General features: G+C 68.9%; 20 protein-coding genes. 7 read left to right on the top strand and 13 right to left on the bottom strand.

Annotated elements, in window-relative coordinates; all coding sequences use genetic code 11:
• Positions 1 to 29 precede the first annotated feature (29 nt).
• From ACQ5DX_RS19240 to ACQ5DX_RS19225, 4 genes are all read left to right on the top strand, one after another.
• A complete protein-coding gene (locus ACQ5DX_RS19240; RefSeq protein WP_430334082.1) occupies positions 30 to 1028 on the top strand; it encodes a helix-turn-helix transcriptional regulator in 999 nt (332 codons plus the stop codon).
• 69 nt (positions 1029 to 1097) lie between these two features.
• The gene (locus ACQ5DX_RS19235; RefSeq protein ID WP_430334081.1) at positions 1098 to 2228 is read left to right on the top strand and encodes a VanZ family protein; all 1131 of its coding nucleotides are present in this window, start codon (positions 1098 to 1100) and stop codon (positions 2226 to 2228) included.
• On the top strand, positions 2221 to 3135 hold the full coding sequence (locus tag ACQ5DX_RS19230; protein WP_430334080.1) for an aminotransferase class IV: 915 nt from the start codon (positions 2221 to 2223) through the stop codon (positions 3133 to 3135). Before ACQ5DX_RS19235 ends, ACQ5DX_RS19230 begins: the two co-directional genes overlap by 8 nt.
• Before the next feature lie 117 nt (positions 3136 to 3252).
• A complete protein-coding gene (locus ACQ5DX_RS19225; RefSeq protein ID WP_430335745.1) occupies positions 3253 to 3534 on the top strand; it encodes a chorismate mutase in 282 nt (93 codons plus the stop codon).
• A gap of 65 nt (positions 3535 to 3599) precedes the next feature.
• Here the strand turns inward: ACQ5DX_RS19225 and ACQ5DX_RS19220 are convergent, their stop codons facing one another.
• Positions 3600 to 4403 (bottom strand): site-2 protease family protein, encoded by an 804-nt coding sequence (locus tag ACQ5DX_RS19220; RefSeq protein WP_430334079.1) that lies wholly within the window; start codon positions 4401 to 4403, stop codon positions 3600 to 3602.
• A gap of 27 nt (positions 4404 to 4430) precedes the next feature.
• Positions 4431 to 5105: a hypothetical protein gene (locus ACQ5DX_RS19215; RefSeq protein ID WP_430334078.1), complete on the bottom strand. Its 675-nt coding sequence runs from the start codon at positions 5103 to 5105 to the stop codon at positions 4431 to 4433.
• A 293-nt stretch (positions 5106 to 5398) separates the two neighbouring features.
• Between ACQ5DX_RS19215 and ACQ5DX_RS19210 the strand changes: the two genes are divergently transcribed.
• Positions 5399 to 6688, top strand: coding sequence for an adenylosuccinate synthase (locus ACQ5DX_RS19210; protein ID WP_430334077.1), 1290 nt, complete (start codon positions 5399 to 5401; stop codon positions 6686 to 6688).
• Positions 6689 to 6755: 67 nt separating this feature from the next.
• Here the strand turns inward: ACQ5DX_RS19210 and ACQ5DX_RS19205 are convergent, their stop codons facing one another.
• Together ACQ5DX_RS19205 and ACQ5DX_RS19200 are read right to left on the bottom strand one after the other, a co-directional pair.
• The gene (locus tag ACQ5DX_RS19205; protein WP_430334076.1) at positions 6756 to 7781 is read right to left on the bottom strand and encodes a phosphatidylinositol-specific phospholipase C; all 1026 of its coding nucleotides are present in this window, start codon (positions 7779 to 7781) and stop codon (positions 6756 to 6758) included.
• A 140-nt stretch (positions 7782 to 7921) separates the two neighbouring features.
• On the bottom strand, positions 7922 to 8299 hold the full coding sequence (locus tag ACQ5DX_RS19200; RefSeq protein ID WP_430334075.1) for a VOC family protein: 378 nt from the start codon (positions 8297 to 8299) through the stop codon (positions 7922 to 7924).
• A gap of 106 nt (positions 8300 to 8405) precedes the next feature.
• On the opposite strand from ACQ5DX_RS19200, the gene ACQ5DX_RS19195 reads away from it, so the two are divergent.
• Positions 8406 to 9017 (top strand): CG0192-related protein, encoded by a 612-nt coding sequence (locus ACQ5DX_RS19195; RefSeq protein ID WP_430334074.1) that lies wholly within the window; start codon positions 8406 to 8408, stop codon positions 9015 to 9017.
• Between the two features lie 66 nt (positions 9018 to 9083).
• On the opposite strand, the gene ACQ5DX_RS19190 is transcribed toward ACQ5DX_RS19195, so the two are convergent.
• The 8 genes from ACQ5DX_RS19190 to ACQ5DX_RS19155 all read right to left on the bottom strand — a co-directional run bounded on the left by ACQ5DX_RS19190 (position 9084) and on the right by ACQ5DX_RS19155 (position 18643).
• Positions 9084 to 9743: an MBL fold metallo-hydrolase gene (locus ACQ5DX_RS19190; RefSeq protein WP_430334073.1), complete on the bottom strand. Its 660-nt coding sequence runs from the start codon at positions 9741 to 9743 to the stop codon at positions 9084 to 9086.
• Complete coding sequence (locus tag ACQ5DX_RS19185; protein WP_430334072.1) at positions 9743 to 10831, bottom strand: S-(hydroxymethyl)mycothiol dehydrogenase; 1089 nt, start codon at positions 10829 to 10831, stop codon at positions 9743 to 9745. The genes ACQ5DX_RS19190 and ACQ5DX_RS19185 overlap by 1 nt, the downstream gene beginning before the upstream one ends.
• Before the next feature lie 141 nt (positions 10832 to 10972).
• The gene (locus ACQ5DX_RS19180) at positions 10973 to 12235 is read right to left on the bottom strand and encodes a LuxR C-terminal-related transcriptional regulator (RefSeq protein WP_430334071.1); all 1263 of its coding nucleotides are present in this window, start codon (positions 12233 to 12235) and stop codon (positions 10973 to 10975) included.
• A gap of 78 nt (positions 12236 to 12313) precedes the next feature.
• Positions 12314 to 13486: an Ig-like domain-containing protein gene (locus ACQ5DX_RS19175; RefSeq protein ID WP_430334070.1), complete on the bottom strand. Its 1173-nt coding sequence runs from the start codon at positions 13484 to 13486 to the stop codon at positions 12314 to 12316.
• Between the two features lie 41 nt (positions 13487 to 13527).
• Positions 13528 to 14967: an Ig-like domain-containing protein gene (locus ACQ5DX_RS19170; RefSeq protein ID WP_430334069.1), complete on the bottom strand. Its 1440-nt coding sequence runs from the start codon at positions 14965 to 14967 to the stop codon at positions 13528 to 13530.
• A gap of 358 nt (positions 14968 to 15325) precedes the next feature.
• Complete coding sequence (locus tag ACQ5DX_RS19165) at positions 15326 to 16486, bottom strand: Ig-like domain-containing protein (protein ID WP_430334068.1); 1161 nt, start codon at positions 16484 to 16486, stop codon at positions 15326 to 15328.
• Positions 16487 to 16528: 42 nt separating this feature from the next.
• A complete protein-coding gene (locus tag ACQ5DX_RS19160; protein ID WP_430334067.1) occupies positions 16529 to 17965 on the bottom strand; it encodes an Ig-like domain-containing protein in 1437 nt (478 codons plus the stop codon).
• 456 nt (positions 17966 to 18421) lie between these two features.
• Complete coding sequence (locus ACQ5DX_RS19155) at positions 18422 to 18643, bottom strand: hypothetical protein (RefSeq protein ID WP_430334066.1); 222 nt, start codon at positions 18641 to 18643, stop codon at positions 18422 to 18424.
• Between the two features lie 63 nt (positions 18644 to 18706).
• Here ACQ5DX_RS19155 and ACQ5DX_RS19150 point away from each other — a divergent pair, with 63 nt between their 5' ends.
• The gene (locus ACQ5DX_RS19150) at positions 18707 to 20173 is read left to right on the top strand and encodes a PLP-dependent aminotransferase family protein (protein ID WP_430334065.1); all 1467 of its coding nucleotides are present in this window, start codon (positions 18707 to 18709) and stop codon (positions 20171 to 20173) included.
• A gap of 51 nt (positions 20174 to 20224) precedes the next feature.
• Here the strand turns inward: ACQ5DX_RS19150 and ACQ5DX_RS19145 are convergent, their stop codons facing one another.
• The gene (locus tag ACQ5DX_RS19145; RefSeq protein ID WP_430334064.1) at positions 20225 to 21325 is read right to left on the bottom strand and encodes a CaiB/BaiF CoA transferase family protein; all 1101 of its coding nucleotides are present in this window, start codon (positions 21323 to 21325) and stop codon (positions 20225 to 20227) included.
• Between the last annotated feature and the right edge of the window lie 97 nt (positions 21326 to 21422).

Raw genomic sequence — 21422 nt, 5'->3', positions numbered from 1 at the left:
TGTCAGTGATATTTCGTAAGCTCCGGTACGTGCGCTCGAGCCGACTCCTCGATCTGATGCTGCGCCTGCAGGGCAGCCCCGGCAGCACCGCGGCGCGCCTGGCCGACCAACTGGGCGTCTCGGTGCGGACCGTCTACCGCGACGTCGCGGCACTGCAGGCCGCGGGCGTGCCGGTGTGGACCGAGAGCGGGCCGGGCGGCGGGATCCGGTTGCTCGACGGCTGGCAGTCCAAGCTCAGCGGCATGACCGGGGCCGAGACGTCGGCGCTGATGCTGCTGGGCATCCCGGGTCTGGCCGACGACCTGGGGATGGCTGACGTCACGGCCCGCGCCGAGTCGAAACTGCTGGGGGCGCTGCCGCTTCCGCTGAGGACCGGTGCGCTGCTGTGGCGCGAGCGGCTGCACATCGACGCCCCGGGCTGGTTCACCCGGCCGTCGGACCCGGGCGAACTGGCACCGGTGGCGACGGCGGTGCTCGAGGGGCGGCGCGTGCGGGTCCGCTACCGCAGGGGCGCGCGGAAGGTGTCGCGGACCCTCGATCCGTTGGGTCTGGTCGCGAAGGCGGGGGTCTGGTATCTCGTTGCGCGGCATCGGGATCGGACGTTGTCGTATCGGGTGTCGCGGATCGACACGGCGCGCGTCCTCGACGAGGCGGCGCGCCGGCCGGAGTCGTTCGACCTGGCCGCGTGGTGGGCCGCGTCGACGGCCGAGTTCGATCGCGCGCTGCTCCGCTTCGCGTGCCGGGTGCGCTTGTCGCCGCGGGCGTGGCGGCGGCTGCCGGCGGTGGTGGGGGAGGAGGCGGCGAAGGTGACGCCGACCGCGACCGACGAACAGGGTTGGGTGACGGTCGATCTGATGCTCGAGGCCGAGGACGTGGCGCTCGAACAGTTCGGTGCGCTCGGGCCGGGCGTCGAGGTCCTGGCGCCGGTGTCGTTGCGCGCCGCGCTGCGCGAGACGGCGCTGCGGATCGCGCACCTGAACGGGGCGCACCCCGACCCGAATCCGGGTGCAGATCATCCCGCGGTATGACGGCAGGGTGGGCGAATATCGGCCGCCGAGCGGATGTGGCGCACACCGTGCCGATGGTGGACTGATCCTGTGCGTGAACAGGTTCTGTATTCGTTGCTCGTCGGGCTGGCGGTGTCGTCGGCGATCTCGCTGCCGCTCGTGGTGTGGCACTACCGCCGGTTCGGTCGGGTGTCGGCATCGCGGATGGTGCTCGTCGGTGCGGCGGTCACGTACGGCGCGGGCGTCGTCGCCTTCACGATGTTTCCGCTGCCCGATCTCACCCCGGCGTGGTGCGATGCCTTCGCCGCGACCGATCCGGTGCTGCGTCCGCTGACGTTCGTCTCGGACATCCGCCGCGACACGGCGGGCATGAGCCTCGTCGACACCCTCACCAGCGCCGCGGTGATGCAGGTTGTGCTCAACGTGGTGCTGTTCGTCCCCTTCGGACTCCTGGGGCGGGTGCTGTTCGAGTGGTCGCGCACCACGACCGTGGTCGTCGCGGCGGCCGCGTCGCTGGCGATCGAACTCACGCAGTATTCCGGGGTCTGGGGGATCTTCCCGTGCGCCTACCGGATCGCCGACGTGGACGATCTGTTGCTCAACACGACCGGCGCCGTGCTCGGTGTCGCGGTGGCCGGCGTGGGCGTACGACTGGTGCCCAGCCGTGAGCGGTTGGCGGCGCGGCGGGGCGAACCTCGTCCGGTGACGGTTCTGCGTCGCTGGGTCGGGATGATCGTCGACGTCAGCGCCGTCGGATTCGTGTACGCGTCGACGGTGGTGGCGGTGCACCTCGTGTGCGACGTGGCGGGTGCGGCGTCCGACGGCCTCGTCGTCGGCAACGCCGTCGCCGTCCTCGCGGCCGGTGCGGTCGTCGTCGTGCCCGCGCTGATCGGTTCGGGGGCGTCCTTCGGGCAGCGGACGGTGTGGCTGCGGCCGCAGTGGGCCACTCCGCCCGGGTCCGGGCCGCGTCTCGTGCGCGGGCTCGCGGTTCCCGGGGTGGGTGCGGCGCTGGTGGCGGCCGGGGCGGCACCGTTCGCGGTGCTGTGGCTGTGCGCGGCCATCGCGTCCGCGGCCTGCACTCGGGGCCACCGAGGACTGTCGGGTGTGCTGAGCAGGTCCGAGATCGTCGATGCGAGAACGGAATCGGAGAACGAGGCGAGGGTCGCGGAGAAAACCGCTGTCCCCGCACTGGACGCTTCTCTACGATCGCGCCATGGCTGATCCGCATCCCCACGTGTACTACCGCGACCGACTCGTCCCGGCGCACGAGGCGACGCTCGGCGTCGCGACGTCCGCCGTCCTGTACGGGCTGAGCGTGTACACGGTGTTCCCGGTCCACGTCGACGGCGGCCGGCGCACGGCGTTCCGGCTGACGGACCACTACCGGCGACTTGTCGAGTCGTGCAAGATCATCGGTATCGACCGGTTCGTGGACGAGTGGAGCCTCGAGCGCTTCGTCTCGGCAGCAACCGAACTCGTGGCGGCCAACGCCCCGACGTCGGACGTCTTCGTGCGTGCCACCGTCCACGTCGACGAGTCGATCCCCGGCACCCGCGTCCGCGGCTGTCGCACCGCGGTGTCGATGTTCGTCTACGACGCGGTGCCGATCGTCCCGCAGGACGGCATGCGGCTGAAGACCAGCACGTGGCGCCGGATCCCGGACTTCGCGATCCCGTCGCGGGCCAAGGTCAACGGCGCGTACGTCAACTCGGTGCTGGCCAAGCAGGACGCGATCGACGCCGGCTACGACGACGCGATCTTCCTCGACGGCGCCGGGCACGTGTGCGAGCTGAGTGCCGCGAACATCTTCCTGGTGCGCGGCGGTGCCCTGATCACCCCCGACGCGTCGTGCGACATCCTCGACGGCATCAATCGGCGCACACTGCTCACCCTCGCGCGCGAGGAGGGCATCCCGGTCGTGGAGCGGACCGTCGACCTCACCGAGTTGTACATCGCGGACGAAGTGTTCGTCACCGGCACGTCGGCGGGCGTGGCGCCGGTGGCCGAGGTCGACGGCCGCATCGTCGGGGACGGGACGCAGGGTCCGGTCTGCGAGGTTCTCCGCAAGCGGCACGCGTCGGCGCTGCGCTCCGACGAACTGCACGGCTGGGTCAGCGACCTGGGCTGATGTCCGGGCGATCCGCCGTCGCGCCCCCGGCGCACGAGATCGGGTAGTGAACTACCTATACCTCAGCCCGGTCACCTACCTAGCGTTGAGGACATGGCCAGCGCACAGGCGACGAGCATGTCGACGGAACACGAGACCGATCGTCCACGGGACGTCGACATCGAGCAGCTCCGCAGGGAGATCGACCGCTTGGACCAACAGATCCTCGCGGCGATCCTGCGGCGTACCGAACTCTCCCGCATCCTCGGTGAGGTACGAATGCTCGGCGGCGGCACCCGTTTGGTGCACACCCGAGAGATGAGTGTGCTGTCGCGCTTCGACGACCTGGGGCCCGAGGGGCACACGCTCGCGTTGTTGCTGCTCAGGCTCGGGCGGGGGCGTTTGGGTCATACCATGTGACCGGTCGGCCCCGACTGCATGACACGGCACCGGTCGGGGCCGGCACGGTCACCTCCCGCGAACGGTCAGCGCCAGAACTGCATGAGGTAATTGCCGAACGCCGCGTAGACGTCCGGGACGCCGGAGAGCCCGAAGATCCAGTAGATCGCGTCGAAGAACGCGGTGTTGATCTGCGGCACGAACAGCAGCGCGATCAGCAGCAGCAGCCCGTAGGGCTTGATCTTGTCGAGCGAGGCGCGCGTGCTCGCCTGTAGATGCGGTTCCAGCGCCCCGTAGCCGTCGAGGCCCGGCACCGGGAGCAGATTCAGAATCGTGGCCATCACCTGCAGGAACGCCAGGAAACTCAGGCCGTACCAGAACACCTGATGCTCGCTCGTGACTGCAGACGGGACGGCACCGCCGTCGGGGCCGAACAGTCGGATCACCGCGAGCAGGATCACCGCGGCGACCGCGTTGACGGCCGGTCCGGCGAGCGCGACCCGAGTTTGCACCCGCGGCGGCATCGCCCACGTCCGCAGGTACACCGCCCCACCCGGCAGACCGATGCCGCCGAGTGCGAGGAACAGCACAGGCAGCCCGATCGAGAGCAGCGGCTGGGTGTACTTGCGCGGGTCGAGCGTGAGGTAGCCGCGGAGGACGACGTCGTGGTCGCCGGCCCGCCACGCGACGAACGCGTGTGCGAACTCGTGCAGGCAGAGCGTGACGATCCACCCGGCGACGACGAGCAGGAACACCCCGATCCGCCCCGACGTGGCGTTGCCCGTGGCACGCCACGCGAGCACACCGCCCACCACGGCGATCGCGACGATGCCGAGGAACACGGGGCTCGGACGGACCGCCGCCGCCCGGGTGCGTGAATCGGGATGCATGAGTCCCAGTATCCAGGCGAACGGGTGTCAGGACCCGAAGACGAGCAGCCAGTCCTGGTCGTGTCGGTAGAAGGTGGAGCGTTTGACCGCGCGCGGGTTCCGGACGCCGTCGCGGGTCAGGACGGCCGACGGCGATCCGAGCTGGACTGCGCGGCCGGTGAGCCACCGGTGGCCGCCGAACCAGCGGCGCTTGTCCACCGTGGCGCGCAGGCCCGGGAGTTCGGGGGTCGGCACGATGCGCATGCCGGGGACAGTGCCCGAGAAGAGACGGTCGTTGTCGACGTACGCCTCGCCGGTCAGTTCGCCCGCGTGCTCGGAGCCGTAGATGCGCGCCTCGCCGACGAGGGCGATTCCGGCGTCGTCGCGGATCAGCGGCATCGGCCGGGCGCCGCCCGAGACGGCGATCGCGGCCGCCTTGGAGCCTGTCCGGAGCCCGTACGCGTGGGTGGCCTCGGTCCGCTCCTCGGGGACGTACGCGAGCTCGATGTGCAGGCGTTCGCTGCGCATCAGCCGGGTCAGCGCGGCTGCGAGGGCGGCGTCGTCGCCGACGACGACGAGGCGGGGCTGCTCCACTGTCTCGAGCTTGGCGAAGGCCTCGTCGAAGTCGCTTTTCTCGGGGAGCGCCGGAACGTTGAAAAGGTCGAGCGACCGCAGCGCCAGCGGCAACGGCGCGTCGCCGCACTTGAGCACTATCGGTGTCATGACACTCCTTGCTTTGTCTCGACGCTGCTGATCTCCGGCGCTCACGCTCGTCGCCACGCCACGGCAGCGGCGACGTGGGTGCCGTCGCACGCAAGGGCAGTTCGATGTCTACCCGAACCCGGGTCGGCGTCGCAAACGATCGACCGGTCTGTTGTCCGTTTCGGGCGGGTTCGGAGGGCTGGAGGGCTGGCTGACGGTCGGTCTCGGCTAGACTGTGCCTCCGGCCACTGCCTACACCACGGCAGGACCACGCAGTCGGATACGACTGCACGTCGACCGTAGGAGACAGGGAAATGCCGGCAATCGTCCTCATCGGTGCCCAGTGGGGCGACGAGGGTAAGGGCAAAGCTACCGATCTACTGGGCGGAAGCTTGCAGTGGGTCGTTCGGTACCAGGGCGGCAACAACGCCGGGCACACGGTGGTCCTGCCGAACGGCGACAAGTTCGCGCTGCACCTGATCCCGTCGGGCATCCTCACCCCCGGGGTGAAGAACGTCATCGGTAACGGCGTCGTGGTGGACCCGGGCGTGCTGCTCGACGAGCTGGCCGGCCTGGAGGAGCGGGACGTCGACACGACGGGCCTGCTGATCTCGGCCGACGCGCACCTGATCATGCCGTACCACGTGGCCATCGACAAGGTCACCGAACGCTTCCTGGGCGCCAAGAAGATCGGCACCACGGGTCGCGGCATCGGCCCCTGCTACCAGGACAAGATCGCGCGTGTCGGCGTCCGCGTGGCCGACGTCCTGGACGAGAAGATCCTCACCCAGAAGGTCGAGGCCGCCCTGGAGTTCAAGAACCAGGTGCTCGTCAAGATCTACAACCGCAAGGCCCTCGACCCGCAGCAGGTTGTCGAGGAGGTGCTCGAGCAGGCGGACGGTTTCAAGCACCGCATCGCCGACACCCGCCTCGAACTCAACCTCGCGCTCGAGCGCGGCGAGACCGTGCTGCTCGAGGGGTCGCAGGGCACGTTGCTCGACGTCGACCACGGCACCTACCCGTACGTGACGTCGTCCAACCCGACGTCCGGCGGCGCCTCGGTCGGTTCCGGCATCGGCCCCACCAAGATCACGACGGTGCTCGGCATCCTCAAGGCCTACACCACCCGCGTCGGCTCGGGCCCGTTCCCGACCGAGCTGTTCGACGAGTTCGGCGAGTACCTGGCGGTCAAGGGCGGCGAGGTGGGCGTCACCACCGGTCGTGCCCGCCGCACCGGCTGGTTCGACGCCGTGATCGCCCGCTACGCGACCCGCGTCAACGGCATCACCGACTACTTCCTCACCAAGCTGGACGTGCTGTCGAGCCTCGACACCATCCCGATCTGCGTCGCCTACGACGTGGACGGCGTGCGCGTCGAGGAGATGCCGATGACGCAGACCGACATCCATCACGCCAAGCCGATCTACGAGGAGATGCCGGGCTGGTCGGAGGACATCTCGCACTGCCGCACCTTCGAGGAGCTGCCGGTCAACGCGCAGAACTACGTGCTGCGGCTCGAGGAGCTGTCCGGCGCGTTCATGTCGTGCATCGGCGTCGGCCCGGGCCGCGACGAGACCATCGTGCGCCGCGACATCCTGGCCTGACCCACCCGCTGTGTGACCGAATGTCACATGCGTTCCGTTCGATTGAACGCATGTGACATTCGGCGTTTCAGTCGAAGTTACGGGCGATGATCGCCTCGACCAGGGCGGAGGTCGGGAAGTCGGCTATCACGACGCCGGTGCGTCCGGTCCCGGCTGTGTGCAGGTAGTCCTCTGCGCGGGCGAGCATCCCGACCGTGCCCGGAGCGCCCTTCGCGACCGTGATCGGCACGGTCCCCGTCGCCATCACCGCCGGGCTCTCTCCGGTTGCGCTCAGATGGTTGACGAACAGCGTCTGCGGGTCGCCCACGGCTGCCCGCTCGAATTGGGTGCGCGCCTTGTCCCACTTGCCCGCGACCGCTGCGAGGCCGGACAACTCGAAGTCGTCCTGGACGTCCATGCGCGGGCCGGCCCAGCGGGGGCCGTACACGGCGTCGGCGGTGAAGTCCTGCAGCACGACGATCTTGCCGCGCGTCTCGCCGAGGCCGGGAATCTGTCCCTGGTAGCCGGCGGGCGGTGTCCACAGGTGCTCCGCCAGCAGGTCGCGGGTGTCGGGGTTGTCGTGGATGTACCAGTTCAGCGTGGCCTCGTACGACCGGGTGTTCTCCTCTTCCGTGTGTTCCTTCTTCAGGCGCATCAGCACCGTCTCACTCGGGTTGGCGTGCAGGAAGTCGGAGACGGTGCGGACCACGTCGGTGAAGTTGGCGTGCAGGTACTCGAGGCCGTGATGGATGGGGAACACGTCCCGGAAGTGGCGGGTGCGGATGTCGAGCGCCCGCACGCCGGCCCGAAGTTGGGTGGCCAGGTCGAATTGCTGCGTGAGCGTCGGGATCGACGAGTTGTGCGCCATGGTGTCGTGGGTGCCCGGCAGCGACAGTGCGGCCAGCGACGTCGCGTCGGCGAGGTGGCGCATCCAGTCGGGCGCGGACGCGGTGTCGAGGTCGCCGCGGCCGAAGCTGCCGGCCGCCAGATCGGCACTACCGAGACTCGACGTCGACTGGGCCGCGGCGAGCGGGGCGGGAACGAGCAGCAACAACGGACTCGCGGCTAGGGCCCGCAGCACCGCGCGGCGTCCGGGACGAAGTGCATCGGCCATGGAGGGTCTCCCTTCGCGGGACGGGCCCGCCAACGAGCGCAGTTGTTCGCCGGGCGGCGAGGCGCGCCCAGTATCGCAGGGAAGTTGCTGCGGTGGAGACGATTCGGCGGTACGTCGACGACAGAACGCGAGGCGACGGTTCAGGGCGCGAGGACTCCGCGCGGCCGGCACAGGCAGAACGGGTGCCCGGCCGGGTCGAGCAGGACGCGGCACAGTTCGGGGGCGAACTGGTCCTCGGCGACCCGCGCGCCGAGCCGCACCGCATCGGCCACGCCGACGTCGAGGTCCTCTACGACGAGGTCGAGGTGGATCTGTTTCGGCACCGACCCCTCCGGCCACGTCGGCGCGCGATGGTCGGCCACGCGGATCGCGGTCAGCAGCATCACCGGCGTCCGCACGCTCACGAACTTCTCACTCGCGTGCACGATCTCGCCGCCGAGCAGGCCCTGCCAGAACTCGGCGAGGACTCTCGGATCGGTGCAGTCCAGCGTTATCGAACCCATCCGTGCGACGGCCATGGGCCGACGCTACCGGTCGGCCCTGGTGGATGTGCGGAACCCATCTCCATCCCGCGTTCTTGCGGCGGCGGCTCGCGAGATCTTCGGCGCGGTTACGATCGGCCACATGGCCCTCCTGTATGCCGCGCAGTTGTCGCCCAGCAAGCCCGAGTTGATCGCAGCCTGGCTGCCGGTAGCCCCCTACGGTCCGGGCGCCCCGGTGGCGCTGGAGAGGTCCGGGGCGTACCGCTTCGACGACCCCGCCGGCGAGGTCGGCATCGAAACACACCTGATGCGCGACGCCGACGGCGTGATCTATCAGGTGCCGCTGACGTACCGTTCGGCGCCGCTCGACGGGGCGCGGTCGGTGGGGGAGATGGAGCACTCGGTGCTCGGGCGCCGCTACGTGTACGACGCGACCACCGACCCCGTCTACGTGCAGCAGTTGCTTTCCACCATTTACGGCGGCGGCCGCGAGGCCGACCAGTTCCTGCACGTCGACGGTGCCGAACCGCGGCCGATCGACAACACCACACACGCGACCGGTAGCGGGGTGACGGGCGTCGAGCCGCCCACCGTCACGGATGTTCGCGCAGTTCCGGACGGCACCGACACTGTGATCGAGGCGGGCGGGGTGACCGTCGTCGTGCATCACCGACCGGTCGAGATCGAACCGGGCGGACCCGTACTGCTCGGCGAATGGGACGGTGGTCGAGGCGTTCTCGCGACGCTGCGATAGACGGCCGAATGTCACACGCGTTCAGTCCAACTGAACGCGTGTGACATTCGGCCTAAGCGGGCGGGCTCAGTGACCGCGCGCGATCCACTCCTCGAGGTGCGGCGCCTCGGTGCCCAGGGCGGTGTCGTCGCCGTGGCCGGTGTGGACCCGGGTCTCCGGCGGCAGCGCGAACAGCTTGTCGCGGATCGACCCGATGATGGTGGGGAAGTCCGAGAACGAGCGCCCGGTGGCGCCCGGTCCGCCCGAGAACAGGGTATCGCCGGAGAACAGCTCGCCGGCCTCGGGCAGGTACAGGCACGTCGAACCCGGCGAGTGGCCCGGGGTGTGGATGGCCTGGATGTCGGTGCCCGCCACCGCGATCCGCTGGCCGTCCTCGAGCACCTGATGGCGGACGCCCGGGTGGGTCATCTGCCACAGGACGTCGTCGGCCGGGTTCAGCAGGATCGGCGCGTCGAGCTTCTCGGACAGTTCCGGGGCGACGGTGACGTGGTCGTTGTGGCCGTGCGTGCACACGATCGCGACCACCTTGCGGCCGCCGACGGCGTCGATGATCGGCTGCGCGGTGTGCGCGGCGTCGATCACCACCACCTCGTCGTCGTCACCGACGAGCCAGATGTTGTTGTCGACGTCCCACGTGCCGCCGTCGAGTTCGAACGTGCCCGACGTGACGACGTGGTCTACTCGCAACGCGCCACTGTGTCGATTCCCCGTCGGTTCGCTCACCATTACAGGACCACCACCGAGCGCAGCACCTCGCCGCGGTGCATGGTCTCGAATGCCTGCTCCACTTCCTCGAGCTTGATCCGCTCGGTCACGAACTTCTCGAGGGGTAGTCGGCCCTGCTGGTACAGGTCGACGAGCATCGGGAAGTCGCGCTCGGGCAGGCAGTCGCCGTACCACGACGACTTGAGCGAGCCACCGCGCGAGAAGAAGTCGACCAGCGGCATCTCGAGCGTCATGTCCGGGGTCGGGACGCCGACCAGGACGACGGTGCCGGCCAGGTCGCGGGCGTAGAACGCCTGCTTCCACGTCTCCGGGCGGCCCACCGCATCGACGACGACGTCGGTGCCGAAACCGTCGGTGAGCTCCTGGATCGCCTCGACGACGTCCTCGACCTTCGACGCGTCGATCGTGTGGGTGGCGCCCAGTTCGACGGCCCACTCGAGCTTCTTCGGGTCCCGGTCGATCGCGATGATCTTGTTGGCTCCAGCGAGGCGCGAACCCATGATCGCGGCGTCGCCGACGCCGCCGCAGCCGATGACGGCCACCGAATCGCCGCGGGTGACGCCACCGGTGTTCATGGCGGCGCCCATGCCGGCCATGACGCCGCAGCCGAGCAGGCCGACGACGGCCGGGTCGGCGGTCGGGTCGACCTTGGTGCACTGGCCGGCCGCGACCAGGGTCTTGTCGGCAAACGCGCCGATGCCGAGGGCCGGGGTCAGTTCGGTGCCGTCCTCGAGGGTCATCTTCTGCTTCGCGTTGTGGGTGTCGAAGCAGTACTGGGGGCGACCGCGCTTGCAGGCGCGACACTTTCCGCACACCGCACGCCAGTTGAGGACCACGAAGTCGCCGACCTCGACGGTGTCGACGCCCTCGCCGACGGCCTCCACGATGCCCGCGGCCTCGTGGCCGAGGAGGAACGGGAACTCGTCGTTGATGCCGCCGTCACGGTAGGTCAGGTCGGTGTGGCAGACGCCGCACGCCGCGATCGCGACGACGGCCTCGCCCGGTCCGGGATCGGGGATCGTGATGTTCACGAGTTCGACGGGCGCATCCTTCGAGCGGGCGATGACGCCCCGTACCTGCTGCGGCATGGTTTCTCCACTCCATTCGGTCGACGTGAACGCACGGGCGCACACATGGTGAGGTGCGCATCCGACTACGAGGCTAGTCACCGGCGGGCGGCGCGGGGACTGGTCGAGCGGAGAGGTGGACCTGGCCGAACGGACAGTCGGTCAGGGTGTGGGCCGGATGCCGGCCTCGCCGCCGAGCGCCGCCGCTTCGGCGCGGGTGGCGACGTCCAGCTTGCGCAGCACGCCCGCGACGTGGAACTTCACGGTGCTCTCGCTCACGCCGAGTCGTTCGGCGATCGCGCGGTTGCGGCGCCCGGCCACCAGATGGCCCAGCACCTCGAGTTCGCGTGGGCCGAGGTCGGTGAGGGCGTGGTGGGTGGTCGGCGCGGTCGGGGCATGCAGCGGCAGGGTCGCGACCACGCGCGAACCCCAGCCGGTTGTCGACTCGATTTCGACTGTGCCCGAAAGTGATTCGACACGCGGGCGCAGCTGGTGGTCGAGGTCGGTGGTGTCGACCAGGCCGCGGCCGTCGTCGCGGACGTCGACGACGAGTTCCGCCTCGGGGCAGGTCCAGGCGACCCGGATGCGGGTGACGTCGGACTGGCCGGACAGTGAGAGGACCGCGCCTCGGACGACGGCCCGGGCGGCGTGGGCCACCTCGCCGGGCACCGCCCGTCCGGCGACCGTGGGTTCGACGAGATCCAGCTCGAGGTCGCGGTGCCGCAGCAGTCCACGCAACTCGCCGCGCAGCCGGGCGAACGCGGTCACCACGGATTCCTCGGCGAACTCGCGGTGCGTGTCGACGGCGGTGCGTAGTCCGATCAACGCGGCCGACGCGGTCTCGCGGGCGGCGGATCGGGCGCGGGTGTCGTCGAGGTCAGCGGACCGCAGCGTCGCGAGCAGGGTCTCGAGCGTCGTGGCGTGGACTTCGGTGAGTTCGGCGATGGTGCGGGCCCGCTCGGCCGATGCGGCGCGGGACTCGGCGAGGTAGGCCGGGCTCGCCCCCTGGACCTGCAACTGGATGCCGGTGGCGACGATCCCGAACATCGAGCGGACGGGATCGAGCGGGAGCGCCCGCGACAGCGCACCTGCCGGGACGATCACGAGCAGCGTGTCGGTGCGGTCCAGGATCGCGTACACGCCGCGCGCACGCCCCGCGATCGTGGCGCGTCCCCGGAATATCTGACCGTGGTCGAGATCGGCTCGGAGGGAATCGAGTTCGGCGATCGTCACCCGGTCGACAATCTCCGGATCGCCCGCGACCTTGCGGGGACGTCCGGTGCATTCGCGCGTGAAGATCACCAGCGCCGTGTGCGGGACGGAGTCGGCGAGCAGCGCCGAGAAACGGCGGCCGATGTCGGACAGTCGCCCGACCAGGACGTCGCGCAGTCCGTCCAGTAATACCTCGGGTCCCGCCTCGTTCATGAGGCTCACGATATCGGTACGGCGAGACGGCGGGTGGGCCACCATCGGCCCACCCGCCGTTACCGCCGGCAGGGTCGGTCAGGACCCGAAGGGCAGCTGCAGCGACCCGAGCGACGGCAGCTCCACCGAGCCGATCGCGCTGCCGGATCCACCGCCCTCGACGGTCACCGTCGCGTCGGCCGACAGCGACGGTCGGAACGTGCCGTTGCCGATGTAACGTGCGGCGACCTTGTGCTCGCCGCCGCGGTCGAACTTGTACGTGAAGGTCGCGGTGCCGTCGACGACGGGTGCCTCGCCGACCACGACGTTGTCGACCAGGAATGCGACGTTGCCGCCGTTCGGTGCCGGGGCGACCGTCGCCGAAAGGCTCACCTGTTCACCGGACTTCGCGGTCTCCGGTGCGGTGACCTCGGTCGCGGTCACGTTGCCGGTCTGTTCGCCGACCGCGATCGTGGCGAGCGGTCCGCCGCCACGGTTGAGCGGCGCCGAATCCTCCTTGGTGTCCTTCGGCACGCACCGGGTAGGCGCCCACTGGTTACCGCCCAGGGCCACCGCGAGCGCGAGGAAGGTGTTGTAGTTGCCCTCGTCGCCCAGGTTCGAGGCGGCGCCGGTGGTCCGCAGCCTGGGGGTGATCTCTCCGCCCGCACCGGCGGTCAGCGTGACGTCGATCGCGGGCAGCTGGAACCAGGTCGAGCCGTCGGCGGTGGGCGACCCGTCGAGGTACGTCTTGGTCTTCTCGGCGGTGATGCCGGCGGCACTCTTCTTGTCGGCCTTGGGGCTGTTGCCGATCACCTCGTTGTCGCCCGACAGTCGCAGAATGGTACCCGCCGGATCGGGGTCGCCGTTCTCGTTGATCTGCAGGACGTTAGCGGCCGTTCCGGTGAGGTTGATGCCGGTGCCGGACACGACCTGCGCGCCGACGAAGGTGGCATTGTCCGGAAGCTGGTAGTCCATCTTCATTCGGGAGACGTTCGTCGTGGTGGCGATGCTCTCCTTGTCCGGGAACGCCGACGGGGCCGGCTGGATGCGGTAGGTGAACGTCTCACCCGGCTCGACCCGCGCGGGGGCGTCGACGGTGAACGCGTGCTGAGCAGCCTTGTCGACGGTGAGGAGTGCCGCCGCTCGGCACTGCGCGGTGAATGGCGTCGTGGTGGTCGCTGCCGAGGCAGGAGCCCCCGACAGCACGACGCCGGCCGCGATGGCGGTGGCGCACACGGGCGTCAGATAGCGCCTGACGGACCTGTCAGTCATGGTGCCTTCCTTGGTGTTCGAAGTTCGTGGGGACGGTCCGGTCAGGATCCGAAGGGAAGTTCGAGCGATCCGAACGACGGCAGCTGCAGCGAGCCGAACGACGGCAGTTGCAGCGAGCCGTTGCCGCCGTCGTCACCAGCGCCGACGACGTTCACCGTGACCGGTGCCGACGTGGACGGATTGGCGGCGATGTGGCCGCTGTAGCGGGCGGTCACCTGGAACGTCCCGGCCTTCGCGAAGGAGTGGCTGATCGAGGCGAAGCCGTTGACCACGGGTACGGGGTCGCCGACGGGGGTGTCTCCGACGTAGAACTGGACGGTGCCGCCGTAGGGCGACGGGGCGACGGTCGCGGTGAGCGTGACGGGCACACCGGGAATCGTGGCTGCGGGTGCGGCCACCGCAGTGGTGGTGTCGCCCGGCTGTGCGGCCGAAATGCTCAGCGGCGCGGGTGCGGACGTCGAGGAGACGAATCCGGTCCCGGTGAACACCGCAGTGATGGTGTGATCGCCCGCCTCGGGGAAGATGTGCGCGATCGAGGCGATGCCGTCGACGACCGGTGCCGGCTCGCCCAGCGGGGCATTGCCCGAGAGGAACTGGACCGTGCCGACGGCCGACAGCTGTGCCGTGACGGTGGCGCTGAGCGTGACGGGCTGCCCTGCCTTGCCGTTGTTGGGAGCGAGCAGCGTGATGCTGGTGGCCAGGTCCTTGTGCTGGACCTCGAGCGGCGTGACTGCGGAGGTGGACGGGGCGAAGCCGGTGTTCCCCGAGAACTGGGCCGTGATGGTCCGGGTGCCGGCATGCAGGAAGGTTGCCTTGATGCTGGCGGTGCCGTCGGTCAGGATCGACGTCGCGGTGCCGAGGAGATCGGTCCCGTCGTAGAAGCTCACCTTGCCGTTGGTGCGGATCGGCAGGATGCCGCCGGCCTGCAGGGACACCTTGGCCTTGAGCGTGGTCTCGATGCCGGTTTCGACGACGCCACTGACCGGGAGGACCTCGGTGACCGTGGCGACATCCTGATCGACGACCGAGATGGCGCCCTGGGTCTGGCTAGCGGCGGCCGGGTCGGTGACTCCGCTGATGGTGCCGCCGCCCAGATAGTTCACCCCGACGGTGTGCGGTCCGGCCGTCGTGAACGTGTACTTGATGCTGGCCAGTCCTGTAGTGCCCGCCTTGATCTGAGCACCGACCGCGGCACCGTCGACGAGGAACTGAACCATGCCGCCGTTGACGCCCTTGTTCGCGTCGACTCCGAAGACCTGGGCCTGGAGGGTGATCTCGATGCCGGTCTTGATCTGCGTGGGCATCGTCAGGTCGATGCGGGTGGTGAACCCGGACGGTGCGGGCTCGTCGGCGAGAAGGGTGGGCGAGCCGTTCGGGACGCTGGGAGCCGGTTCTGCGGTGGCGGTACCGGTGAAGAAGAGCATGGTCCCAGTGGTGGCGGCAGCGGTGGTGAGCGCTATCCGGCGCCATCGGTTTGTCATGTATGAGACTCCTGGTTTCGGAATGTGAATCTTCGCCAATTCGGAGTGGAACGCGTTCTACCTAACACTCCTTTGAAACCAGGCATAAGCGAAATTGACCCTTAATCGATCAAGAGCAAAGTTGGACGACCGTCCGGACTTTTTTAGACCGAAATCTACTGTGTGCGTTTCTAACTCGGGCCGACATCTCGAAGTGGTGACGATGCGCGGAATCCGCTGCGCGCATGGCGAGGGCTGTGGAAGGGCCGGGATAACCTGTTTCAGAAGATGGGCGGTGAATCGACCCGAATGTTCCGCCGGCAACGAGTCGGCGGGTGGGCCGATGCAGGCCCACCCGCCTTCCCGAGGTCAGTCCGGGTCAGGACCCCGACGGCAGTTGGAGCGAGCCGAGCGGCGGAAGTTCCACCGACCCGAAAGTACCGCCGTCGACGGTGACGGTGGACTCGTCCGACAGGGACGGCCGGTGCGCGCCGTCGCCGATGTACCGTGCGGTGACCTTGTGGTCGCCCCACTGGGCGAACTTGTAGTCGAACGTGGCGGTGCCGTCGACGACGGGCGCCTCGCCGACCTGGATGCTGTCGACGACGAATGCGACGTTTCCGCCCGAGGTGGCCGGCGTGATCGATGCCGAAAGTGTCACCGTATCACCGGCTTTCGCCTTCGTCGGGGCGGTGAGAGCGGTGTTGGTGACGTTGCCGGTGTGTTCGCCGATCGCGATCGTGGCGAGCGGTCCGCCGCCGCGGTTGACCGGTGCCGCGTCGTCCTGCGTGTCCTTGGGGATGCACCGTGTCGGTGCCCATTGGTTGGCGTTGAGCGCAAATGCGAGAGCGAGGAACGTGTTGTAGTTGCCCTCGTCACCGATGTTCGCGGCGGTGCCGCCGGTGCGCAGCTTCGGCGTGATGTCGCCGGACGCCCCCGCGGTGAGTGTGACGTCGATCGCCGGCAGGCGGAACCACGTCGACAGGTCGGCGGTGGGTGTTCCGTCGAGGTTCTTCTGCGTCTTGGGAACGAGGATGCCTCCGACACTCGCCTTGTTGGCCTTGGGGCTGTTGCCGATCACCTCGTTGTCACCGGACAGACGAAGAATGGTGCCGTCCGGATCGGGGTCGCCGTTCTCGTTGACCCGCAGCACGTTGGCGGGCGTGCCCGTCAGGTTCACACCGGTGTCCGGAACGACCTCGGCGCCGACGAAGGTGGCGTTGTCCGGCAGTTGGTAGTCCATCTTCAAGCGGGAGACGTTGGTCGTGGTCGCGATGGACTGCTTGTTCGGGTAGGCGGCCGGTGCCGGCTGGATGCGGTACCTGAACGTCTCACCCGGGTTGACCTGCGCGGGCGCGTCGACGGTGAAGATGTGTTGCGCCGCCTGGTTGACCGTGAGGACGGATACGGCCTGACACCATGCGTTGAACCCGGTGGTGGTGGTCGCGGCCGAAGCCGGAGAACCGGACAGCACGATGCCGGCGGAGATGGCGGTGGCGCACACGGGCGTCAGGTAGCGCCTGACGGACCTGTCAGTCATGTTGCCTTCCTTTGCTGATCGAAGTGGGGAGGGGTGGTCCGGTCAGGATCCGAAGGGCAGCTGCCCGAGTGAACCGAACACCGGCAGTTGCAGCGAGCTGTTGTCGCCGCCGGGAGCGACGACGTTCACCGCGGCTGCGGCCGACGTCGACGGGTTGGCGGCGATGTGGCCGCTGTAGCGAGCGGTGACCTGGAATGTCCCCGCTTCCGCGAAGGTGTAGGTGGTCGCGACGAAGCCGTTCACGACAGGGAGCTGATCACTGATCGGGGTGTCGCCCACGAAGAACTGGACGGTGCCGCCGTACGGAGTCGGGGCGACGGTGGCCGTGAGGGTCACCGGAGCGCCGGGGACGGTGGCAGTCGGAGCGGACACCGTGGTGGTGGTGTCACCGGGCTGTGCCTCCGAAATACTCAGGGGCGCAGGAGCGGACGTCGACGTGGCGAACCCGGTGCCGGTGAACACAGCGGTAATGGTGTGGGAGCCCGCCTCGGGGAAGATGTGCGAGATCGACGCGACGCCGTTGACGAGCGGAGCCGGATCCTCGATCGGTGCGCCGTCCGAGAGGAACTGGACCTGGCCCGCCACCGGTATTGCGCCGGAGACCGCCGCGCTGATCGTGACGGGTACACCGGCCGCGCCGCTGCTCGGGACCATCGGGGTCGTACTGGTGACCAAGTCCTTGTGCTCGACCTCGACCGGCACGGCGACGGACGTGGACGGGGCGTACCCGGTGGTGCCGAGGAACTTCGCGGTCACCATCCTGGTGCCGGAGTACAGGAATGTCACGTTCGCGTTGGCGGTACCGTCGGCACTGAAGACGGCCGTGGAGCCGATCAGCGTGTCACCGTCGTAGAAGTTCATCTTGGCGCCCGTGCGGTTCGGGAGGTTGTCACCGGTCTGCGTGGTCACCTTGGCCGAGATCGCCGCCGAGACACCGGTCTTCGGCACCGTGGTGGGCTGCAGAAGCTGGACGACCGTGGGTGCGTCGTCGACCGTGACGGTCATGGTGTCGTTGGCCGTGCTCGGCGCGGCCGTGTCGGCGACACCGGTGATGGTGCCGCCGCCCAGGTAGTTTGCCGTGACGGTGTAGGTTCCTTCCGTCGGGAAGGCGTAGTTGAAGGTCACCCCTCCGACGGTGTTCGCCGTGAGCTCGGCACCGACGGCGACGCCGTCGACCAGGAATTGGAACGTGCCGCCGTTGACGGCCTTGTTCGCGTCGATACCGAAGGCTTGGGCCTGGAGTGGAATCGTGATTCCGGCCTTGACGATATGCGTGGGCATGGTCAGGGTGACCCGGGTCGCGAATCCGCTCGGTAGGGGATCGTCGGCAGCGTGGAAGACGGGAGTGTCGTTCGCGGTGGCCGGAGTCGGTGCCGCGGTCGCGGTTCCGCCGAAGAGCAGCAGAATGCCGGCCGATGCGGCCGTGGTCGTGAGCGCCGTCCGGCGCCATCGGTTTTTCACACTCGATCGGTTTGTCATGGAAGGACTCCTCGATTCGGAATACGGCTGGATTCGGAACGTGGAACTTCTCAATTTCGGAGTGAAACGTGTTTCACAAAACACCAATCACGCTTCGGTATCAGCGAAATGTGAACTGAATCGATCAAGTTGCCAGGTACTGGACATACGTCCAGGATTGCGGGTGCGCTAGCTTTGGTGGTCGACCAAAGTTGAACCTCGGATGGGTAATAGGATGGGGCGACTTCGCGTCTACGGTCAACGGGGAACAAAGTGTTGGTCGGGAATGGGTAAAACACATTCGGTTCGCGGATATCGGGACGGTTAATATCTCGATGCCGATTCTGTGGCCCGGTCGGGCCTGGGGGATTCGGGATAACACGTATCGGATTCGAGTGTGAATGGCCCGACTGCGCGCCGGCGTCGCGGGGCTCGGGGTCCGGTGCTTCCTGTCCGTTGGGACCACCCGACCATCAATCAGTCCAGTGCTTCGATACTGGACTGATCGCTCGGCCGGTCTTCGGTCGGATTGTCGGCGGCACTGCTCGGACGCTCGGATGCGTCGAAGATTCCCGCCAAAGGTGCTGCCGGACAGAACTGTTCGAGTCGGAACCACTTCCGTGGCCGGTCGCGGGGCATGTACCAGTACACGAATCCGGCCAGGGAGGACATGCAGACGAGGGTGACTACGGTGCTCATGTCGCCCAGTCTTCTGGGGAAGTGGCCTTGAGATAAATGGCCAGAAGTCGAATACTGGACCGCATGATGATGCATGCCGTGGGCGCACGGGCGGTCGCACGCGACCTCGGGGGATGGCGCGACGATGCCGGACGTCGCCCCGCTTATCGGGCGCTCGCCGACGGAATCCGCCTGCTCGTCCACGACGGACGCATTCCGCTGGGGGCGGCGCTGCCCGGCGAGCGGGAGCTCGCGGCCGAGTTGGGTGTCAGCCGGACGACCGTCACCACCGCGTACTCGGTGCTGCGGGAGGAGGGCTACCTGTCCAGTCGGCAGGGGTCGCGCAGCACGGTCACGGTGCCGGCGACGTCGCGTGCGCCCGGTCCGGTTCCCCGGCGGGCGTCCTCGGCCGGCGACGTCGTCGACCTGAGCTACGCCGCGATGGTCGCCCCGGTGGCCGAGGTGCAGGAAGCCTACGGTGCTGCGCTGCAGGCACTTCCGCCGTTTCTGGACACGCACGGTATGGAGCCGCACGGGATCGCGGTGCTGCGCGAGGCGATCGCCGAGCGGTACCGGGCCCGCGGACTCGAGACGTCGGCGGCGCAGATCATGGTCACTTCCGGTGCCCAGCACGCGCTCCGGCTGCTCCTCGGAGTCCTTGCGGCGCCGGGGGAGCGGGTGCTCGTCGACCACCCGACGTACCCGAACGCGCTCGCGGCGATCCGCCGTGTCGGTGGTCGGCCGGTTCCCGTGCCGGTGCGTCCCGAAGGGGGTGCGTCGCGCGCGTGGGATCTGGGTGGAATCCGTAGTGCGGCAAGGCAGACCGCGGCCAGCATGGCGTACCTCATTCCCGACTTCCACAATCCGACGGGGCTGTGCCTGGACGACGCAGGGCGCGCCGAACTCGCACGTATCGCGCGGGACACCCGGATGACGCTCGTGGTCGACGAGACGATGGTCGACGTGTGGCTCGACGCACCGCCGCCGGCCCCGGTCGCGACCCACGCGCGGGGCATCGCGGACGGGGAGGTCGTCACGATCGGGTCGGTGTCGAAGTCGCATTGGGGCGGTCTGCGCATCGGCTGGATCCGGGCCGACCCGGAGCTGATCGTCCGCCTCGTCGGTTCCCGCTCCGCGAGCGACCTCGGTACCCCCGTGATGGACCAGTTGGCCGCCGTGCACCTGCTGAATGTCGGCGACGGACCGGTCGAGGATCGCCGAGAACTGTTGCGCACCCAGCGGGCGGTGCTGCTCGACGAGTTGTCCGCGCGGTTGCCGGACTGGGTGCCGACCGTCGGGACCGGCGGCATGTCGCTGTGGCTGAAGATGCCGGCGCCGGTGTCGACGGCGCTGGCAGCGACCGCCCCCAGCCACGGCGTGGTGCTCGCGGCCGGACCCCGGTTCGGCGTCGAGGGGGCGTTCGAGCGGTACGTCCGGCTGCCGTACGCGCGGCCCGCCGACGAACTGCGGCGGGCGGTGGCCGGCATCGCGGCCGCCTACGACGCGCTCGGCGTCACCGTCGAACCGGCCGAACCGGCGCTGGTCGTCTGACACGACGACGGGCCGGACACCGAGCGGTGTCCGGCCCGTCGTGGAAGACGCTCAGCGCCAGAGCGTGTCGACGTCCGTCGCGGTGTGCGCGGGTGCCTCCGGGGTGGCGGTGGGCGTGCGGGAGAAGCGCGGCGCCGGGGCGTGCTGCGGCACCCCCTCGAGCTCGATGATGCCGCCGCGGGCCGCGATGTGCGGGTCGGTCGGCGCCTCGGCGAAGGTCAGCACCGGCGTGGTGCACGCATCGGTGCCGTCGAAGACCTTGGTCCACTCGTCCCGGGTCCGGGTGAGGAAGCGGTCGGTGAGGGTCTGGCGCAGCTCGGACCAGCGGGCCGCGTCGTGCTGGCCCGGAAGCGCGGCGGGGTCGAGCTCGAGTCCCTTCAGCAGCTCGGCGTAGAACTGGGGCTCGATCGCGCCGACCGCCATGTACTTGCCGTCGGCGGTCTCGTAGGTGTCGTAGTAGGGGGCGCCGCCGTCGAGCATGTTGACACCGCGCTCGTCGGACCACATGCCGCTGCGACGGAAGTTCCAGATGATGTGCGACAGCGCGAGCGTGCCGTCGACCATCGCGGCATCGACCACCTGGCCCTTGCCCGACGACTGCCGCTCGACGAGCGCCGCGAGAATGCCGAAGAGCAGGAACATCGACCCGCCGCCGAAGTCGCCCACCATGTTCAGCGGGGGCACCGGGCGTTCACCCTTGCGTCCGACCGCGTGCAGCACGCCGGTCAGGGAGATGTAGTTGATGTCGTGGCCGGCGGAGTGCGCGAGCGGCCCGTCCTGACCCCACCCGGTCATGCGGCCGTACACCAGTCGCGGGCAGCGCTCGAGCGCCACGTCCGGGCCCAGGCCCATGCGCTCCATGACGCCGGGGCGGAAGCCCTCGATCAGGATGTCGGCGCGGCCGAGCAGGCCGAGGATCTTCTCGACGTCCTCGGGGTTCTTGAGGTCGGCCTCGACGATCCGGCGGTTGCGCGCGGTCTGGTCGCCCACCGTGCCCTCGGGCGGGATCTGCCCTGCGCGCTGGACCCGGACGACGTCCGCGCCCAGGTCGGCGAGCAGCGTCGCGGCGTGCGGGCCCGGCCCGATACCGGCGAATTCGACGACACGGATCCCCGCCAGCGGGCCCTTCCGTTCGGCACCTGCAGCAGTCACGTATTCCTCCTGGATGATCGAGCTCCGTTCCTGTGACGGTAACGCCTGCGAACGTCGGGGTGTGGTCGGGGTCACGGCGTACCGACCACTTGTCTCG

It is taken from the genome of Rhodococcus sp. ACT016 (assembly GCF_050477185.1).
Taxonomy (GTDB): domain Bacteria; phylum Actinomycetota; class Actinomycetes; order Mycobacteriales; family Mycobacteriaceae; genus Prescottella.
This window is presented reverse-complemented; position numbering and strand designations above follow the sequence as displayed.

What these genes read in the sequence shown, in the direction of transcription:
- ACQ5DX_RS19180 (WP_430334071.1), bottom strand. Translation starts at nt 12,235, where the DNA reads ATGAACGAGGCGGGACCCGAGGTATTACTGGACGGACTGCGCGACGTC.
- ACQ5DX_RS19205 (WP_430334076.1), bottom strand. Translation starts at nt 7,781, where the DNA reads ATGGCCGATGCACTTCGTCCCGGACGCCGCGCGGTGCTGCGGGCCCTA.
- ACQ5DX_RS19155 (WP_430334066.1), bottom strand. Translation starts at nt 18,643, where the DNA reads ATGAGCACCGTAGTCACCCTCGTCTGCATGTCCTCCCTGGCCGGATTC.
- ACQ5DX_RS19210 (WP_430334077.1), top strand. Translation starts at nt 5,399, where the DNA reads ATGCCGGCAATCGTCCTCATCGGTGCCCAGTGGGGCGACGAGGGTAAG.
- ACQ5DX_RS19230 (WP_430334080.1), top strand. Translation starts at nt 2,221, where the DNA reads ATGGCTGATCCGCATCCCCACGTGTACTACCGCGACCGACTCGTCCCG.
- ACQ5DX_RS19185 (WP_430334072.1), bottom strand. Translation starts at nt 10,831, where the DNA reads ATGCCGCAGCAGGTACGGGGCGTCATCGCCCGCTCGAAGGATGCGCCC.
- ACQ5DX_RS19215 (WP_430334078.1), bottom strand. Translation starts at nt 5,105, where the DNA reads ATGACACCGATAGTGCTCAAGTGCGGCGACGCGCCGTTGCCGCTGGCG.
- ACQ5DX_RS19150 (WP_430334065.1), top strand. Translation starts at nt 18,707, where the DNA reads ATGATGATGCATGCCGTGGGCGCACGGGCGGTCGCACGCGACCTCGGG.
- ACQ5DX_RS19190 (WP_430334073.1), bottom strand. Translation starts at nt 9,743, where the DNA reads ATGGTGAGCGAACCGACGGGGAATCGACACAGTGGCGCGTTGCGAGTA.
- ACQ5DX_RS19165 (WP_430334068.1), bottom strand. Translation starts at nt 16,486, where the DNA reads ATGACTGACAGGTCCGTCAGGCGCTACCTGACGCCCGTGTGCGCCACC.
- ACQ5DX_RS19195 (WP_430334074.1), top strand. Translation starts at nt 8,406, where the DNA reads ATGGCCCTCCTGTATGCCGCGCAGTTGTCGCCCAGCAAGCCCGAGTTG.
- ACQ5DX_RS19170 (WP_430334069.1), bottom strand. Translation starts at nt 14,967, where the DNA reads ATGACAAACCGATGGCGCCGGATAGCGCTCACCACCGCTGCCGCCACC.
- ACQ5DX_RS19225 (WP_430335745.1), top strand. Translation starts at nt 3,253, where the DNA reads ATGTCGACGGAACACGAGACCGATCGTCCACGGGACGTCGACATCGAG.
- ACQ5DX_RS19220 (WP_430334079.1), bottom strand. Translation starts at nt 4,403, where the DNA reads ATGCATCCCGATTCACGCACCCGGGCGGCGGCGGTCCGTCCGAGCCCC.
- ACQ5DX_RS19160 (WP_430334067.1), bottom strand. Translation starts at nt 17,965, where the DNA reads ATGACAAACCGATCGAGTGTGAAAAACCGATGGCGCCGGACGGCGCTC.
- ACQ5DX_RS19175 (WP_430334070.1), bottom strand. Translation starts at nt 13,486, where the DNA reads ATGACTGACAGGTCCGTCAGGCGCTATCTGACGCCCGTGTGCGCCACC.
- ACQ5DX_RS19200 (WP_430334075.1), bottom strand. Translation starts at nt 8,299, where the DNA reads ATGGCCGTCGCACGGATGGGTTCGATAACGCTGGACTGCACCGATCCG.